This is a genomic window from Paenibacillus contaminans (genome assembly GCF_003285015.1).
Classification (GTDB): domain Bacteria; phylum Bacillota; class Bacilli; order Paenibacillales; family NBRC-103111; genus Paenibacillus_V; species Paenibacillus_V contaminans.
On record NZ_QMFB01000006.1, the window covers coordinates 272534 to 291010 of the forward strand.

The 18477-nt window shown below is 48.5% G+C and carries 10 protein-coding genes; 9 read left to right on the top strand and 1 reads right to left on the bottom strand.

Annotated features, from left to right (window positions below; translation table 11 throughout):
- The 4 genes from cyoD to DQG23_RS13130 all read left to right on the top strand — a co-directional run bounded on the left by cyoD (position 1) and on the right by DQG23_RS13130 (position 9573).
- Complete coding sequence (gene cyoD, locus DQG23_RS13115) at positions 1-333, top strand: cytochrome o ubiquinol oxidase subunit IV (protein WP_113031300.1); 333 nt, start codon at positions 1-3, stop codon at positions 331-333.
- A gap of 955 nt (positions 334-1288) precedes the next feature.
- On the top strand, positions 1289-5890 hold the full coding sequence (locus tag DQG23_RS13120) for a DUF4838 domain-containing protein (RefSeq protein ID WP_158560447.1): 4602 nt from the start codon (positions 1289-1291) through the stop codon (positions 5888-5890).
- Between the two features lie 35 nt (positions 5891-5925).
- Positions 5926-8595, top strand: a complete 2670-nt coding sequence (locus DQG23_RS13125) for a glycoside hydrolase family 38 N-terminal domain-containing protein (RefSeq protein ID WP_113031302.1) — start codon at positions 5926-5928, stop codon at positions 8593-8595.
- Between the two features lie 30 nt (positions 8596-8625).
- Positions 8626-9573: a carbon-nitrogen hydrolase family protein gene (locus DQG23_RS13130; RefSeq protein ID WP_158560449.1), complete on the top strand. Its 948-nt coding sequence runs from the start codon at positions 8626-8628 to the stop codon at positions 9571-9573.
- 46 nt (positions 9574-9619) lie between these two features.
- On the opposite strand, the gene DQG23_RS13135 is transcribed toward DQG23_RS13130, so the two are convergent.
- Positions 9620-11896 (bottom strand): helix-turn-helix domain-containing protein, encoded by a 2277-nt coding sequence (locus DQG23_RS13135; protein WP_113031304.1) that lies wholly within the window; start codon positions 11894-11896, stop codon positions 9620-9622.
- A 246-nt stretch (positions 11897-12142) separates the two neighbouring features.
- Here DQG23_RS13135 and DQG23_RS13140 point away from each other — a divergent pair, with 246 nt between their 5' ends.
- From DQG23_RS13140 to DQG23_RS13160, 5 genes are all read left to right on the top strand, one after another.
- Positions 12143-13840 (top strand): type 2 periplasmic-binding domain-containing protein, encoded by a 1698-nt coding sequence (locus DQG23_RS13140; RefSeq protein ID WP_113031305.1) that lies wholly within the window; start codon positions 12143-12145, stop codon positions 13838-13840.
- Positions 13841-13995: 155 nt separating this feature from the next.
- On the top strand, positions 13996-14853 hold the full coding sequence (locus DQG23_RS13145; RefSeq protein ID WP_113031389.1) for an ABC transporter permease: 858 nt from the start codon (positions 13996-13998) through the stop codon (positions 14851-14853).
- 16 nt (positions 14854-14869) lie between these two features.
- Entirely contained in the window at positions 14870-15757 is an 888-nt protein-coding gene (locus tag DQG23_RS13150) for a carbohydrate ABC transporter permease (RefSeq protein WP_238177875.1), read from the top strand.
- 363 nt (positions 15758-16120) lie between these two features.
- Positions 16121-17338 carry a Gfo/Idh/MocA family protein gene (locus tag DQG23_RS13155; RefSeq protein ID WP_113031307.1) on the top strand — a complete coding sequence of 406 codons (1218 nt, stop codon included), beginning with the start codon at positions 16121-16123 and terminating at the stop codon, positions 17336-17338.
- 43 nt (positions 17339-17381) lie between these two features.
- Entirely contained in the window at positions 17382-18119 is a 738-nt protein-coding gene (locus DQG23_RS13160) for a 6-phosphogluconolactonase (RefSeq protein WP_113031308.1), read from the top strand.
- The last annotated feature ends 358 nt before the right edge of the window (positions 18120-18477 follow it).

Sequence of the window (18477 nt, forward strand, 5' to 3'; positions counted from 1 at the left end):
ATGGCTAAAACGCACGAAGCGTCTTCCCACGAACAGCACGGCTCACACGGCTCGATGAAATCTTATACGATAGGGTTCGTGCTTTCCATCATCCTTACGATCATACCGATCGTAATCGTCATGAACAGCATGCTGAGCAAGACGGCGACGCTTGTCGTCATTCTGGCAATGGCCGTTCTCCAATTCGCGGTTCAGCTGATTTTCTTCATGCACTTGAAGGAAGGCGAGAATGCTCGCTGGAACATGATGGCGCTGCTGCTCGGCTTAATCATCCTGCTGACGATCGTCGCCGGCTCGATCTGGATCATGACGTACAATGCGGTTGCGCATTAAGAGTTCCAAGCGGATAAACGGAATAAGAGAAGGCTCCAAGGAGAAATCCTTGGAGTTTTTTTAAATTGTCAGACTTCCATGCCGAATTGCGGCACCACCGATGAATGAAAATATCGTTATTTCAGGGCAGAAAGTACATCTCCGATGATTGTTCCAATTCCCGGTAAATGCGCTCGTCCTTTAAAGGACGGAAGCCGTTTATCCTTGAAGATAAAGAATTTATATCATGCTGCGGTGTGTTTTACTTGTCTCACCAGAAAGCATTTCTTTTGTTGATTGTTCAAATTTCCCGGTAAACACGCCAATCCTTTAAAGGATGGCAAAGCCGTTCAACCTGCACGTCCATTAAGGCTCCACTATATGCTTGTAGTCCGAAAACGCCCACTTAGAGCAAGGAATCGAGGTTCGCCTTACGCTGGAGTCCGATTTTGCCGGCTTGGAGAACGGATTCACCAGTGTGCCTAGCAAAATACCCGCTGCAAGCAGGCGCTTTCGGATTACATACGGGTAATGGAAGCCGTACTCGATTCTAAGACGGCAAAATCGGACTCCAGTGCATGTAAGCGAAGAGCGAGGAGGGGTCGTCTCCGGGGATACGTCATGTGCATCTCTTCGGATAATGTTCATATTTTCGGATTCCGAGGAAAGGTACATAAGATGGGAAGGTGCTAATATCGCTGTGCCTTACTAGTTAAGTATGATAATCCATGACTCGCAAGAATTTGCGGGTTTCCATACAAGTATCGGGGGATTCGTTAGTTGATTACTCATTAGGGGGGGATTCTACGACATTGAATTAACGTTTGTGCATTTGTGCAAAAGGATGGAAATTGGAGAGGGAAATGGTTGCGCAGATCAGCTAGGACGAAATAGCAGGCTATGTTTGACTACTATATGGAGGTTGATTTGAATAATGTTCATAGGTATCCGGAATTTGCCTGTCAGGATAGCAAAGTTGTTAATCGTCCCTTTCGTTATTTCAATGCTGCTGATTGTAAACTTGAGTCACGATGAGGTGGCTTACGGAAGGACATCGTTATCGGATATCGATTCCTCCTACGCCAAAAACGAGATTGAAAGGTTGGTTGATGCCGGTATTATTTCCGGATTTGAGGATGGCGCATTTGCACCGGCCAAGCCAATGACGCGAGGCGAACTGTCCAAGGTTTTGACGATCTTGTTAGGGTTGCATGAGAAGCCGGAAGCAGCCGGTGACTTTGACGATGTGGCGGAAGGCAGCTGGTATCGAGGTTATATCGGAGCGCTTGTCGATTCCGGAATTACGCAGGGAACTTCAGCATCGAAGTTTTCCCCGGATGCGTTTGTAACCAGAGAAGAGCTGGCCGTATTTTTTATTCGTGCATTTGATTTGGAAAAGGATGCTCAGCGGTTTAAGGCTGTTACGGAATTTACTGATGCGGAGCATATTTCCGAATGGGCGAAACCCTATGTTTCCTTAGCCTTCCGTATCGGATTTATCGGCGGCATGACGAATGCAGACGGATCGCTGCGTTTCGAGCCTCATCTATTTGCAGAGCGCCAAGCGGCAGCAAGACTCGCCTATGAATTTATGGAGAACAAAAACAACTATTTGGAGCGAGCAAGCAAAGAAACGAAAGGGGAAAAGGGACCGGAGCCTACTTTAACCCCAACGGCGTCAACGTCTACAGCTACTCCGGCCTCTACGCCCGCAGCGACACCTACATCAACATCAACACCGACACCTACATCAACATCAACACCGACACCGACACCGACACCGACAATGGAGCCGACAGCTACACCGACACCGCCGACGCAAAACGAGACGGCGATCATCGTCCAAAACGGACAGGCCAATGCAGCGATTATCGTGGATGCTGACGCGGAAAGTCAAATACTCAAAGCTGCTAATACGCTTGCTGATTATGTGAAAAAGTCTACGGGAGCCACGCTGCCGATTATGAATGCAGCGGATTTCGCCGCAATGAATCCAACCGATGATTTGGTTCGTATTTACATGGACCCGACCGATTCTTTCCAAGATGAACACATCGATAGTTTGATGCAGGGATTGAACAGCGACGGATTTATCATCCATATGCACGAAAATACAATTGTTATTGCCGGTCCGTCCGTATGGGGAACGCAGAACGGCGTTTTTGATTTCCTGGAACGATACGTGGGTGTCCGTTGGCTCATGCCTGGAGAAGACGGGGAGGAAGTACCGGAAACGAGTTCCCTCCGTATTCCAAGGGAAGACGTCGTGGAACAGCCGGCATTTAAATTCCGCATGATAAGCCCGCTAGTCGTGAAGCCCGATGAAGGCGGAAGGCTGCCGCTGCAATATGAGTGGGCGCAAAGAAATCGCGTGCAAGGGGATTATAATGCTCCTCTCGACTTGATGCATAATCTGCATATTTTATTCTCACCCGAAAAATATGGGGTTACGCATCCGGAATATTATCCTAACAATACTCCTCCGGCACCAAATGTTACTACGGGCTGGCAGCCTTGCTTTTCTGCGGTTGGAACCGTTCAAGCCGCCTCGGAATCCATCATACAATATTTTAACGAGAATCCGAATAAAACATCTTACTCGTTAAGCGTGAATGATGTCGGGGGATTCTGCGAAGCAAATCCGGCCCATCCCAGCTTTCCGAACAAATACAACTCCATTGGGCTTTTAGACATGTCGGATATTTACTATAACTGGGTGAATCAAGTCGTCGCAGAGGTATTGACGGTTCATCCGGATAAGTGGTTCGGTTTGCTTGCGTACCAAGAAGTGATGGATCCGCCTTCTTTTTCGCTGAATTCGCGCGTCATTCCCTTTATTACCAAGGATCGGATGGCATGGATCGACGACGAAACGAAAGAGCAAGGACAAAGTCAAATGGAACAATGGAATGCGGTCGCCAATGAATTGGGGTGGTATGACTACACGTATGGAACCTTCTATGTAGTACCGCGCATGTATCAACATCAGATGGCGGAGAATTATCAATATGCATATGAGCATCAAGTGAGTTCCATTTATATGGAGATGTATAGCAATTGGGGAGACGGTCCTAAACCGTGGGTTACGTCAAAGCTTCTATGGAACCCGAATCTGAATATCGATGATTTGCTGGATGAATGGTACTTAGGGGCTGTAGGCGAGACTGCGGCTGCAGATCTCAAGTCGTATTACGCGTTATGGGAACAAATTTGGACGGAAAGAATGAAAACTTCGGAATGGTTTCATGTCGCCAAAGGACGAACGTTTATGCCGTTTCAGGATTTGTCTTATCTGCATGAAGTGACGGATGAAGATATTGCGGAAAGCAGGAGATTGCTTGAGTCGGTGGTAGACAAGGCGGTAACAAACAAACAAAAAGCACGGGCAAACCTGCTGCTGCAAGCGTTCGAATATTATGAAGCCTCGGCGCTGAGTTATGCTCGGGAGAATACAAAGCCGTCAAACGTTAGTGAAGCAATCGCCTTACTTGACCATGTGGGAAATACGATTGATTCTAAGATGCAGTTGGCGCAAAAACGTTATGATCTGCTCGAGCAATTTAAAGAAAATCCTGTTCTAATTGATATTCTCCCGCCCTACTATTGGTCCGGTTGGAATAAATTCGATTTCTGGAACCTTGTGGAGTATATGAAGGGAGAAGCGGAGGGAGGCGAGTTTACCCAAAAGGTGAATGAACTTGCCGCAAATGTTAATCCGTCGCAATCGCGAGAATTCGCCCGATTATTGAAGGAGGCCACAACGGGAGAATATCCTCTTATTCCGAATTTTTCGTTTGAAGATGGAGCGGCTACGACTCCTCCGTGGTCCTATTGGGTTCAGACGACGGGGAAAATGGAGCGTGCGGAAGGGATTGCGCATACCGGCAATGCGAGTTTGAAGGTTAGCGGACTGGATGAGGGCGGTCCTGTTATGCTTCTATCCGTGAAGCCTGGTCCTACGGCATTTCGCGCCTATTACTTCACGCCTCCCGAAACCGTGTCCGACGGATCCATTCAGTTGGCCTTTATCATGCAAGATGCTCAAGGGAGAGCGCTCGGGGAGGTTCGTTCCGAACAAAAATCAATTGCCGCAACGTCAGGTAGCTGGTCCAGCATTGAACTGCTTGAAGATATTCCTGTTTCCTTGAAGGGATCGGAAGTAAAGCAGATTTTAGTTATTGTTATTGTTAATGATATTACTGACGGAACTAATTTGTATATCGATGATGTTATGATGTATCAGAACGCTGCTGTTATCTCCGATCAGAAATTTTGGAGAATGACTGATCTCGCGGCAAATGAGGGGCCGAACGGAGGCCCGGTCCGCAATCAGATAACCGAACTTGCAGGAGCCGCGGAGCCTTCCGATGTACGGGAATATGCCCGTCTGATGCTCAATATCCTTGCCGGGGCGGCGCCTGTTACGGAAAATGCTTCTTTTGAAACGGGAACGACGACAGATGTTTCACCTTGGTCGCTAGGCTGGATCGAGGGGAGAGGCGCCATGGAGCGCCGTACGGGAACGGCCCGTTCCGGAAATGCCGGTTTATTAATCAAGGGATTACTTAATGGCGGCCCATTCCAGAATGTTTCGCCTAAAGCGGGGCCTTTTGCGCTTCGAGCTTACTTCCATGCTCCGGGGGCGACCCCGACGACGGCGGGCACGATACAACTCGCGGTTAACCTGAAGGATGCGAGTGGAAATGAGCTGGGCAATATTATGCGTTCGAATTTCAAACCGATATCGGTCGCAGCCAACGGATGGATAACCGTCGACATGGCGGGAATCATTCCGGAAAAAATCAATGGTATCGAGGTTAGTACAGCGTTAGTCGTAGTCGTTGTCAGCAATATGGAGGAGGAAACCGAGCTTTATCTCGATGATGTCGATTTCTATCAATTATCGTCATCCTCGCCTCAGCTCCAAGTGACGGATCAGACGTTCTGGAGCCTCCTGGACGAGGTTGCTGCGAACGAATCAAACGGCGGTCCGATCCGCAATCAGATAACCGAACTGGCAAATGGCACGGAGCCTTCCGAAGGGAGGGAATATGCCCGGCTGCTGCTTAGTGTCGTTGATGGGGCGGCGTCTGTTATGGAGAATGCTTCTTTTGAAACAGGGACCGTAACGGATGTATCGCCTTGGTCGCTGGGCTGGATCGAGGAAAGAGGAGTCATGGAACATCATGAGGGAACGGCCCATTCCGGAAACGCCGGCTTATTAATCAAGGGATTATATACCGGCGGGCCATTTCAGATGATTTCGCCTAAAGCGGGACCTTATGCAATGCGTGCACACTTTCGTGTACCGGCGGGTACGCCGACGACAGCGGGGACGATACAACTCGCGATTAACCTGAAAGATGCGAGCGGAAACGAGCTGGGGATTTTGCGTTCGAATCTCATGCCGGTATCGGGCGGAGCCGACGGATGGGCTGCTATCGAATTGGCGGGAATCATTCCGGAGCAAATCAATGGTATCGCGGTTAGCGCAGCGTTAGTTGTAGCGATAGTCAGCAATCTGGAGGAGCAAACCGAGCTTTATCTCGATGATGTCGGTTTTTATCAATTACCGTAGCATGCTAAGGAAGGAATAAGGAGGTTTCATGGTCCATGTCTTCTAAACCGACTATTTATTACTATTCAAGCACGCATTGGGACCGGGAATGGTATGAATCGTTCCAGGGTTTTCGGTTCCGGCTGGTTGATATGATGAACGAGATGATTGATGTTCTCGAAACGCGGCCGGAGTTTCAAACGTTTCATTTGGACGGGCAAACGATCGTGCTGGAGGATTTCAACGAGATTGCCCCGGAGAAAAGGGAACGTCTTGCTCGGCTGATCCAGAAAGGCCGGTTGGTGGTCGGTCCTTGGTATGTGATGCCCGACGAGTTTCTTGTTTCGGGCGAAAGCTTGATCCGCAATTTGCAGATTGGGCGCCGCATTTCAAGGGAGTGGGGTGCCGAGCCGTGGAAATACGGTTTTGTTTGCGATATTTTCGGGCATATTGCGCAGATGCCGCAAATTTTCAACGGCTTCGACATCCCGTATGCGCTGCTGGGCAGAGGCCTTAACGAGCATGACGTACCGGCGCATTTCCGCTGGAGCTCGCCGGATGGAAGCGAATGCTTGACTTTCAAGCTCCAGGATCATAGCTCGTACGGAGCGTTTCTGGTCGTCCTGCAGCATGCGGAAAAGCAGCGTTTATCCATGGAAGATACGAAACAAGCGATCCAAAAGGCTATCGATCTCGAAAAGTCCCGCAGCCCGATCCCTATAACCCTGCTAATGGATTGCCAGGATCATGCGCGGATTCGTCCCAATACGGGAGAATATCTGGAGATGATTCGCGAGCTTTACCCGGACGCGGAAATCAAACATACGAATTTGGAGCAAATGGGCGGACAGCTCGAAAGCTTTAAAGAGCAGATGCCGATCCGGCAAGGGGAACTGAACGAGCCCGGGAAAAATCCGGGATCGACTTACCTGATTACGCATACGTTATCCAGCCGGTATCCGTTAAAGCAAGCAAATGACGAATGCCAGATTGCATTGGAAAAGTGGGCGGAGCCTCTGGCGGCGCTTTCCGGGCTTCGCGGCCGCTTCATCCCGCAAACGTATACGCAACTAGCCTACAAATACTTGATAGCCAACCATCCCCACGACTCGATTTGCGGCTGTTCAATCGATCAGGTGCATGAAGATATGCGCTATCGGTTCAGTCAGGCAAAAGAAATCGCGAGCCTGGTAACAGGTAGCTTCCTCGGCAAGGAACTAAAAAGCGTAGAGTCGGAGGAAAGCGACGGAACGAGAGCGCTTTACTTATGGAATCCGCTGTTTTTTCCGCGGCGGTGCGTCGTTACGCTGGACATTGATTTCGATCCCGGCTATACGGCTCAGTTCCAAGAGCCTTTCGGCTATGAACCTAAAAACAGCTTTCGCATATACGACTGTCAAGGCAAAGAGGTTCCATACGGTCTATGTCAAATCAAACGAAATTACAACGCAAAGGATCACGAGAGAGCGACAAAAACGGTAGATCGGCATACCGTTACTTTGGAAGTTGAGCTGCCCGCGATGGGGAGCGCGGTTTACAAGGTTGTGCCGTCGCCTGTGCCTACTCGTTATTTGGAACGTTTATCGCGTTATGACAGGGAAGCGGAGAACGAATATGTAAAGCTGGCGGTTAACGATAACGGCTCGATCTCGGTTACGGACAAACGAAGCGGCCGCATATATGACAATCTGCTGAGCTATTTGGACGACGGAGAAATCGGGGACGGCTGGTACCATGCCAACCCCGTCGAGGATCGGATTGTCAGCAGCGGCGGCGCCGCATGCACGATCGAAACGATCGAAAACGGGCCTGTCCGAACCGTATTTCAAATTACACATGAAATGAATGTCCCCAAATGCCTGGACCAAAATCCTCATGGATTAAGGCGTTCGGATGAGCAGGTCAAGCTGGTTATCCGCTCCCGTATCGGGCTATCGCAAGGGGCGCATTACGTTGATGTGGAAACGGACATAAACAATCAAGCGCGCGATCATCGTCTGCGGCTTGTCGTTCCGACCGGAATCGAATCTTCCTCTTATTTTGTCAATCAGCAGTTTGCCTTTCTTGAGCGGAAGACGGGACATCGAACGGAAACGCAGAGCTGGAAGGAATACGATGTGCCGGAGAAGCAGATGAACGGGATTGCAGGCAAAAGAAACAAGGACGGTACCGGTCTGGCGTTCCTGTCCGCTTACGGCCTTCATGAGTGTGCGGCACCGGATGACCGAAACGGAACTCTTCATATTACCCTATATCGTTCGTTCCGCAAAACCTACTTGACCAATGGCGAAGAAGGCGGGCAGCTTATCGGGCCGCTGCGCTTCAAATATGCGCTCGCTGTCATGGATGCTTCGACCACTTATGCCGATCTGAACAGGCTTCAGGAGCATTTACAAACCGATGTGTTCAGCTCTTCCGTCAAGGTTAATGAAACGTTCATACCTGCGGAGCCAATCAGTTATTTCCGGTTATCGGAATCGGATATTTGTCTCAGCGTCTTGAAACGGCCGGAAGACGGCAAGCAAGGAGAACTGATTGTGCGCTGCTATAATTTGTCCGAGGATCCTTCCTCCGCGAGGTTTACTTGTTTTAGAAGGGTCAAAAAGGTGACGGAAACGAATTTATATGAGGAGTCCGTTAAAGAAATCGCCCATGATCCGGATGGTTTTGATATTCATCTAGGGAAATGGAAGATTCAAACCTTCCGAATAGAGCTTGAGATATAGACCGGTTAATCGAATATGGGAGGGCTTAGAATGGCTCGAAGAGTAACCATCAGCACGTTCAATTTCCATTATTGTCTGGTCGAAGCGGACGGAGAATGGGAGCAAATCATCCGGAAGATCGAGCATCATTTGGAGCATAAAATCAATCAAGCGCTCCCGGACGAGCCGGATTTGATCATTTTGCCCGAGTGCTGCGATATGCCGTCCGGATTGTCGGGCGAGAGGCTTCGCGAGTACTATAGGCAGCGCGGCGACCGCATTCTGAACCTGCTTGCCGGCATTGCGGAGAAGCATCGCTGCTATATCGCCTATCCCTCGATCCGAACGATGGACGACGGCTCCTGGCGGAATTCCGTACGGCTTATAAACCGTAGCGGCAAAGTGATCGGCACTTATAATAAAAATCATCCCGTGATTATTGAAATGGAAGACGACAAAGTGCTGTGCGGGAGCGACGCCACGATTATGGAATGCGACTTCGGCCGTGTCGCTTGCGCCATATGCTTCGATCTTAACTTTAATCCGTTAAGGCAGAAATATGCGGAGCTGCAGCCGGAACTGATCCTGTTTCCTTCGATGTTTCACGGCAGCTTCATGCAGCAATATTGGGCTTATTCGTGCCGTGCGTTTTTTGTGGGGGCGATTGCAGGAGGCTTGCCGAGCTCGATCGTATCTCCTGTAGGAGAAATTGTTGCTTCGACCTCCAGTTATTTCGACTTTATCACCGAAACCGTGAATTTGGATTGCGCCGTTGTTCACCTCGACGGTAACCGGCAGCGTCTGAGCGCGATGAAACAAAAGTATGGCAAAAAAGTAAACATCAGCGATCCCGGATATTTGGGCTCCGTGCTCGTATCGAGCGAATCGGATGCGTTTACGTCGGAGGATCTCGTCCGGGAATTCGGACTGGAGCGTCTGGATGATTATTTAGCCAGGTCGCTATCTTATCATCAAGATCATCATTATATCGAAGCCTGAAAGACAAAACAGCCTGTTGAGATCTCCTCAACAGGCTGTTTTGTCTTTAGACGGGCTCGAAATCATGCCCGGAATCGTCAACGACGGATCTTCTATACTGCCCGGGCGGCATGCCGGTAATTCGTTTAAACATTCTTATGAAGGAGCTGACGTTCTGATAGCCTACCTGAACGGAAATTTGTTGAATGCTGCTATTGCCTTCCATTAACAGTTCCTTCGCTTTGGAAATACGGATCTCGTTCAAATATTCGCTGAAGGAATAACCGAAATTTTCTTTAAAATAGCTGGATAAATAGCCGCTGGAAAGGTTCAGCCGATCCGCCAGAACATCGAGGGAAATATCGTCTCCATAATGTTTATTTACATAAGCGGTGACAAAGGTGACAATAGGATCGTTCGATTCCCGTTTTTGACGAATGATTCCCGAGGCTTTCGACAGGAACTGCTCGAAAAACGTTTCATATTGCTCGTAAGTATGGCAATATTTGATTTGCTCGTAAGGCGAATTCTCATTAAGAAGCAAACTGATATCTTGCTTGCTGACGATGAGCGATTTGATGACCCGTTCAATCACCTGATTGGCCAAAAGCTGATAATGATGCGCGTTCGCGGACTTTTTCCGATAGTGGGACAATGTCCGCTGCACGATTTGGATGAGGTTTGCCTCGTTGCCATGCTGCAGGTTCTCCCAAAACTCGGTTTCCTGCAGATGGTTTTGCAAGGCGACGTCCGTGCCTTTATCGCCATTCTCAACGATTTGGGTTTCCTCGTTTAATTGCCTAGCTTGAATCATACCCAGCGTCTCATCGTAAACGGAATCCAATTCCGCATACGCCGACAATTCCGGATGGATAGCGACAGTTAACAAGTAATAATCTTTGTCTCTATCGATCACTTGCATGAGCGCTTTTAATTTGTTCATAACGTGAGCAAACTCTTTTTCATAAATGACGGTGCAGAGCAGGTCCTTCTCCATATTCATGGAAACGGAACCGGGTAAGTGCTCCGAAGTATACGTATTGATGAAAGCTTGGACAACCTTCGTTATTTTACCGTGCTCCATCGAATCGAATTCCGCCATGAAGCGTTGCGTAAAGCGGATATGAAACAAACAGAGATAAAAAGGCTCGGACGTGTCGATCAAATCACGGAATTCGCTTACATTCGTCTCGATATTTTTCATTTTTTTCAAGTAGCCGTATTGCTTGAGCAAAATATTTTTTTTGTTCAAGTCCAGATGGACGTCGCGGTTTGTCTTCAGGATGCCTTGAATTTTTTCGTTAATCACTTTAAATTCATGAATGTTAGTCGGTATCGGCATGGCGTCGTTCTGCTCTTTGATGGAATCGATAATTCTTTGGAACGGATGGTTGAACCGGGCGCTCAGAAAGACGGAAACGGCAAGGCTCGCAGCAACCGCTATCGCAAGGAGAACGCCAAGAATGAGGCTCAGCTGATTAATTTTTGAAGCGACGGTTTGATTGGGTATCGAATTAATGTAGGTTAACCCGGTTGCGTCCGATTTCTTATAAAAGTAATAAATATCGTCTTTGACCAAATAACCTTCTTTGTTCCCGGCAGGTATGAAAGTCATCGCTTGACGTTCTTCATCGGAATCGAACACGGGCTTACCATCGGCACCGAGAATTTGGAATTTGCCGTTCGTCGTGTAATGAAAGGATTGGAACAGCTTGTTTGCATCAAGAAAAGCAACAAAATAAATGTCTTTGTCGATGACATTGCGAAAAATGATCGGAATGGAAAGCATGTTCGGAACGAAGTCCTTCACATAAGAATATTTGGCGAACTTGGAGGCAGGCAAAATATTCATATGTCCGGACTCTTCAAATTGACGCTCCCAGAAGCTTTGCGGATAATCGCTGCTGACGTAGAAGGCCGAAAACATTTTATCGAAATCAATAATGCCGTCTTTATCCAGCACGAAGGAAGCCGATTTGAACACAAGAAGCAGGTTATCCAAATACAGCATTTCGTTGGAAACCAAGGAGGTCAAGTTGTTATTCACCTGTTGAATCACTTCAAAGTTAACCTGTTCCTTATGGCTTGTCTTAAGAAGACTGATTCGGGCGTCGAAATATAAATCGGTAAGGTTCTTGTTGATCAGCGCGATTTGTTTCTCATAGTTGTCTACGGTTTTATTCAAGGTAAGATTATTATTATGAATGATCTCTTCATTAATGCTGTTCTTGAAAAATAGAAACGATAAGAAGTTGAAAGATACAAGCACGAGGATAATAATGAAGAAGCTTACCAGAAGCTTAGAAAATAAAGTGTTCGGATTCCCAAGTTTTATCATCCGCATTTCGCTGCAACCCCCCGGTTTATGCGCGCAAGTAATTTGCCGTAGGCAATAAAATATTCATTTTTTCGGATCCCGGACAAATCGCATACTATTCGGGAAAGTGTGCCTACCGCGGTACCTGCCTCAACAGTAAAGTTACATTATCACAAGATTTTTGAATAAGCCATAGAAATCTTGGCGAAACAGGCTTTCGAGATTGGGGCTTGGAGAAGTACAAAAAACGCACAAACAAAGGAGAAGTGAGACATGGTACAAAAGGGGAAGTATGGTTTGACGATCGTATTATCCTTCGTTCTGCTGCTGGTTACCGCGCTTGCCGGCTGCAGTACGAAAGAAAAGGAACCGGCTGCCGCGCAATCGCCGTCCGTATCGCCGAGCAGTACGGCATCGACGAATAACGGCGGCACGGATAACGGAAAAGGCGGCCTGCCCGCCAAATATGAGCCTGCCATTAAGCTCAATACGGTTATGGCCAATTATTCTTATACGAAATTCGGACAAGGCGATACCACGGACGACAACAGATGGACGCGTTTCATCAAGGATAAGTACGGTATCGAAGTACACTCCCTATGGGACGTTCCCTTCGGGCAATATGAGCAAAAAGTAAATTTAATGATCGCGTCGGGGGAAATGCCGGATTTCTTCGGCGTCACGCCTTTGCAGTTCAAGCAGCTTAGCGATGCCGGCAAGCTTGAGGACTTGACGGATATTTATAATAAATACGCTTCGGACTCGATTAAGGAGGTAATCGCCGGCGCCGGAGCGGAGGTGCTTGATTCCGCCAAAGTCAAAGGCAGGCTGATGGCCGTGCCGTGGACGGGCGTAGCCAAGGAAGGCGTACCGATTTTGTGGATTCGCAAGGACTGGTATGAGAAGTTCGATTTGCAGCCGCCTAAATCGATGGGCGATGTCCTGAAAATCGCGGAGCTTTTTGCCACTAAAGATCCTGACGGCAACAATAAGAACGATACGTTCGGCTTCGCGCTGAACAAAAACTTAGCTGAAAACTCCCTCGTCGGATTTTTAAACGGCTACCACGCTTATCGCGATATTTGGGTAAAGGACGCTTCGGGCAATTTGGTTTACAGCGATATACAGCCGGAAATGAAGACAGCGCTAACCCAACTGCAGGCCTTGTATAAAAACGGCTGGATCGATAAAGAATTCGGCGTGAAAGACCCACAGAAGGTGGAAGAAAATATCGGGTCGGGTAAAATCGGCATGATTTTCGGAGACATGGGCACCGCCGCATCTCCGCTTCAGCAGTTGACGCCGAACAATGAGTGGCTGCCTTTCCCTGTTCCGTCAGTCGATACCCAAGAGGCCAAGCTGCAAATTCCTTTAAACATCTTTAACTACTATTGGGTAGTCAAAAAAGGAACCGCGCATCCCGAAGCGATTTTCCCGCTTATGCAAACATGGCTGGATTTATTCTATAACAACACTTCGGAGGAATTGTACAAGCAATACAACTACGACAGCGAAGCGGATATCGCTTCCTGGATGAATGCGCCGATCAAAATTTACAAGACCAAACGGGCGACCAATCACCTTGCCGAGATGAAAGTAATGAATGGCGAGAGCAAGGATACTTCCAGCTTGACTCCCGAGCAGCGCGACAATTATTCGAGCATGCAAAAATATTTGGCGGGAGATAAGAAGTTCTGGAACGTTTATATGCAGGACGGCCCTAACGGTACCGGTAAAATCGCCGTCGACTATTTAGAAAAGGATCTCTATATGCCTACGCAATTTACCGGAACGCCAACGCCGGCAATGGTGCTGAAGAAAGCGAATCTGGACAAGCTGCGCGATCAAATGTACCTGAAAATTATTCAAGGCGCTTCCCCTGACGAGTTTGATCAATTTGTGGAACAGTGGAAGAAGCTGGGCGGCGACGAAATTACCAAAGAAGTGAACGAGTGGCTGAAAAATAAGTAACGGATATCATAGCGATCTTCGAATAACGAAACGCACAAAAAAGTAAGGGAAGAGGGCGGGAGGGAGTCGCTTTCCTACTCGCCCCTCGCCTTTTTCAAGGTACTGGGGGTGGAGACTTGCATAAACGATTCAGAACGGAATTGCCGCTTCATTTCATGCTTTTGCCGGGCGTTATCATCGTACTGATTTATAACTACTTCCCGATGGGCGGCATTGTCATGGCTTTTCAAAACTATATACCGACCAAAGGCATTGCAGGCTCCGAATGGGTGGGCTGGAGCCATTTCTCCTATTTATTCAGTTTGCCCGATACGAAGCAAGTCATAGGGAACACGCTTTATATCGCTATCATGAAAATTGCCGCCGGATTGATCGCTCCGATCGTCATGGCGCTGTTATTGAACGAGGTTGCGAAGCAGTGGTTCAAAAAAACGATTCAAACGTTGGTCTATATTCCGCATTTTTTATCTTGGATTATTTTGGGCGGTATTTTGATCGACCTCCTATCGCCTTCCGAAGGGGTCGTCAATCAACTCCTCACGTCGCTCGGCTTCGAGCCTGTCTTTTTTCTGGGCGACAATGCTTGGTTCCCGTTTACGCTTGTCATATCCGACACTTGGAAGGAATTCGGCTTTAGTACGATCGTTTATTTGGCCGCATTAACAGGCATTAATCCTTCTCTTTACGAGTCGGCGGCGATCGATGGAGCCAGCCATTGGAAACGCATGCTTCATATTACGCTACCGGGCATGATGCCGGTAATCGTCCTTATGGCCACCTTAAGCATGGGAGCGGTGCTGAATGCCGGATTCGATCAGGTTTTCGTGCTGTACAGTCCGCAAGTTTACGAAAGCGGCGATATTATCGATACGATGGTGTACAGAATGGGACTTATCGATATGCAATATAGTGCAGCGACGGCTGTCGGCGTATTTAAATCCTTTACTTCGTTAATTTTAATCAGCGTATCTTACTGGTTGGCTTACCGGTATGCGAATTACCGCATTTTCTGAGAAAGGAGACGGCAAATTGGTCGAACGCGCATCTTGGAGCAGGAAATCGTTCCTTGCTTTTAATTATATAGTTTTGTCCGTCATGGCCTTGGCATGTTTATTTCCCATTGTTCAAATGGTGGCCGTGTCTTTCAGCTCGGGAGCCGCCGCATCTTCCGGTCGTGTGACTATTTTTCCGATAGAATTTACGCTGGACGCCTACCGCTACGTCATGCGGAACGATGCGTTTATGCGAGCGGTTTGGGTATCGGTGGAACGGATCATGCTGGGCTGCACCCTGCAAATGCTGATGATGGTGCTGATTGCTTATCCGCTTTCCAAAGACGTATCGAAGTTTCGTTATCGGACGGTTTACGTATGGTTTTTTATGATCACCATCTTATTTAGCGGAGGCTTGATTCCCACCTATTTGACGATCAAAGCGACGGGCTTGCTGAATACCGTTTGGGCTTTGATTATCCCAAGTGCGGTGCCGGTTTTCAGTGTTGTGCTGCTGTTGAATTTTTTCAGAAACTTGCCCAAGGAACTGAGCGAGGCCGCTTTCATCGACGGAGCGGGACACTGGAAGACGTTGTGGAAAGTGTATATTCCGTTATCTACGCCGGGCCTAGCGACACTGCTGCTGTTCTCGCTGGTCGGACATTGGAATTCCTGGTTCGACGGCATCATCTATATGAATTCGCCCGAACGGTATCCGCTGCAAAGCTATTTGCAAACGATAATTCTTATGAAGCAGGATTCTTCTGCATTATCGGTAATGGACGCGAACATTCTGGCCAATCTTTCCGACCGGACGTTAAAGTCCGCGCAAATCGGGCTTGGCGCTCTTCCGATCTTGCTCGTTTACCCTTTTCTGCAAAGATTTTTTATGAAGGGGATCGTGCTTGGAAGTGTTAAAGAGTAACGCGTAGGGAGAAACGAACAAAAAAGAAGAGCAACGCTGTCGAATGCTTTTGCGGGATATGTCGATTGCAAATTCAGACAATCAAATAAAGCTTCGCACAAATAACCACGTCCATGACGGCGTGGTTTATTTGTGTTTTTCCGTAATTGCATCGTGGAATCGGGCGAAATCCGGTTCAATACGCTTTCTTTGACGCGCTGGGTTGTTATCATACATGTCCGGTATTGTTATGGTTTATTTAGGAATGTAAGCGCACTGCAAAAAAGTGAATGACAAGTGCACGGGGATGTGGTAATCTTATTCGTGAGAACAGTAATCGATTTCTATTAAGTTTCTTTCTACTACATGAGAGGAGGGATTTTGTTGAAGAAAGTAGTTCTTGTCGGCGCAGGCGGAAGAGCTTTTTATATGTTCGCCAAACCGCTTGCAACGGAACTGAAAGGTATCGTCGATTTTTGCGGCGTTTACGATCATAATCCCGTTCGAGCCAAGCTGTTAGGCGACGAGTGCGGCGTGGCCGTTTACAGCGGATTTGCAGAAATGCTGGAAGCTTGCAAACCGGAGATCGTCGTTGTGGCTACGCCGGATAATACGCATCATACGTTCATCATCGAAGCGCTGGAGGCAGGGTGCGACGTCATTTCCGAGAAGCCGATGACGATCGACGCCGAGAAATGCAGAGCGATTCTCGAAGCGGAGAAGCGGACCGGACGCAATGTAACGGTCACCTTCAACCTTCGGTTCATGCCTTATTTTGCCCGCATCAAGCAGCTGCTGGCAGACAACGCGATCGGAAGCATCCGGCACGTAGCGCTCGAATATTTCCTTGACCGCTCCCACGGCGCCGATTATTTCCGCAGATGGCATGCCGAGATGGATAAGAGCGGCGGTCTGCTGGTGCATAAATCGACGCATCATTTCGACATTATCAACTGGTGGGTGGACAGCCATCCTGAGCATGTGCACGCGTACGGGACGAGAACCTTTTACGGACCTACTCGCACAGAGCGCGGAGAGCGCTGCTCGACCTGCGAGTACACGAAAACCTGTGAATTTTACGTCGATTTCTCGCAGCAGGATTTTGCCAACCGCCATTATTTGCAAGCGGAGAAGGAAGACGGTTACATCCGCGACCGTTGCGTGTTCCACGACCGGATCGACATTTGCGATACGATGTCCGTTAACGTCAAATACGAGAACGACGCGCTTTTGACCTATTCGCTCGTGACGTACAGCCCGGAGGAAGGGTGGACCGCGACGATTAACGGAACGGACGGCCGTATGGAGGTTTCCTGCATGTACAGCGGACCGCTGGCGGAGAAGGAAGCGTACAGCATAAGAATTATTAAGCCTTCCGGCGAGACGATTACGGAAGATGTGCCTATCGTGGAGGGCGGTCACGGCGGCGGCGACGAGAAGCTGCGCGCGATGCTGTTCGAAGGCGGCATCGAGGATCCGCTCGGCCAACAAGCCGGAAGCACGGCCGGCGCTATGTCGCTGTTGATCGGTGCGGCTGCAAATCGTTCGATCGCCGAGAACAAATCGTTTTCCATTGCAGAGCTTTCCGCGCTGCCGTCATAGGTTATCATAGAAGTTTACGATCATTTTCGAGGGAGTGGGAATCATGCAAGTTCATACATCGCAAACTGCAGAGGAGTTAGGCGTTGCCGCAGCCGCCAAGGCGGCCGAGGTGCTGAATGACCGCATCGCGAAGCAAGGCCGCGCAAGGATCGTGCTTTCGACCGGCGCTTCGCAATTTACGTTTTTCCAGGCGCTCGAGAAGCATGCGATCGATTGGAGCAAGGTCGATATGTTTCATTTGGATGAGTACGTCGATCTGCCGGAATCGCATATCGCCAGCTTTCGCAAATATTTGAAGGAAAGATTCATTTCGTTCGCGCCTGTAGCGAATGCTTACTTTGTAGACGGCGAAGGCGACGTAAGGTCGAAAATTGCCGCGCTGACGGCGGAAATCCGCAAAGCGCCGGTCGATCTTGCGCTGATCGGCATCGGCGAGAACGCCCATATCGCATTCAACGATCCGCCGGCCGATTTCGATACCGACGAGGCCTACCGCGTTGTCGATCTGGACGACGCTTGCAAGACGCAGCAGGTGCGCGAAGGCTGGTTCGCATCGCTGGACGAAGTGCCGAAGCAAGCGATCACGATGACGGTTAGCCAAATTATGAGCAGCGCCGTAATCATTTCTTGCGTTCCTCATGCGGTGAAAGCGAACGCCATTCGCAATACGTTACAGGAAGGCGTATCGAATAAGATACCGGCTTCCATTCTGAAGACGCATGCGGAGTGGTGGCTGTTCTTGGACGAAGCATCCGCTTCCGGCATTGACTCGGCTTCTTAAATGTCTCGAAAAAGGACCTAATGAAGCTCCCGTCTGAAGCCTTTTTATTAAGGTTTTTAGCAATAATGTCTTATGTTTGGGTGCTTAAAAGTAATCGATATCAGCGATCTTGCTAAGTCTGTATGAAACATGAATTTCGCTTCTCAAGTAAGGTGTTCTTGTCCTTATCGCACAAACACTTTAATGTATCCGAATCGAAAATAATTCATTGCACTGGTGAATATTTTCGGTTATGATAAATATAGGCCGATGGCGCCATCGGAACTGTGCTAAAAAAGAAATCGATTACTATGTATGTATCTAGTATTACCCCTTGTATTTTTACTTAAGATCAAGCATTGCCGTAAGTGGATTGGAA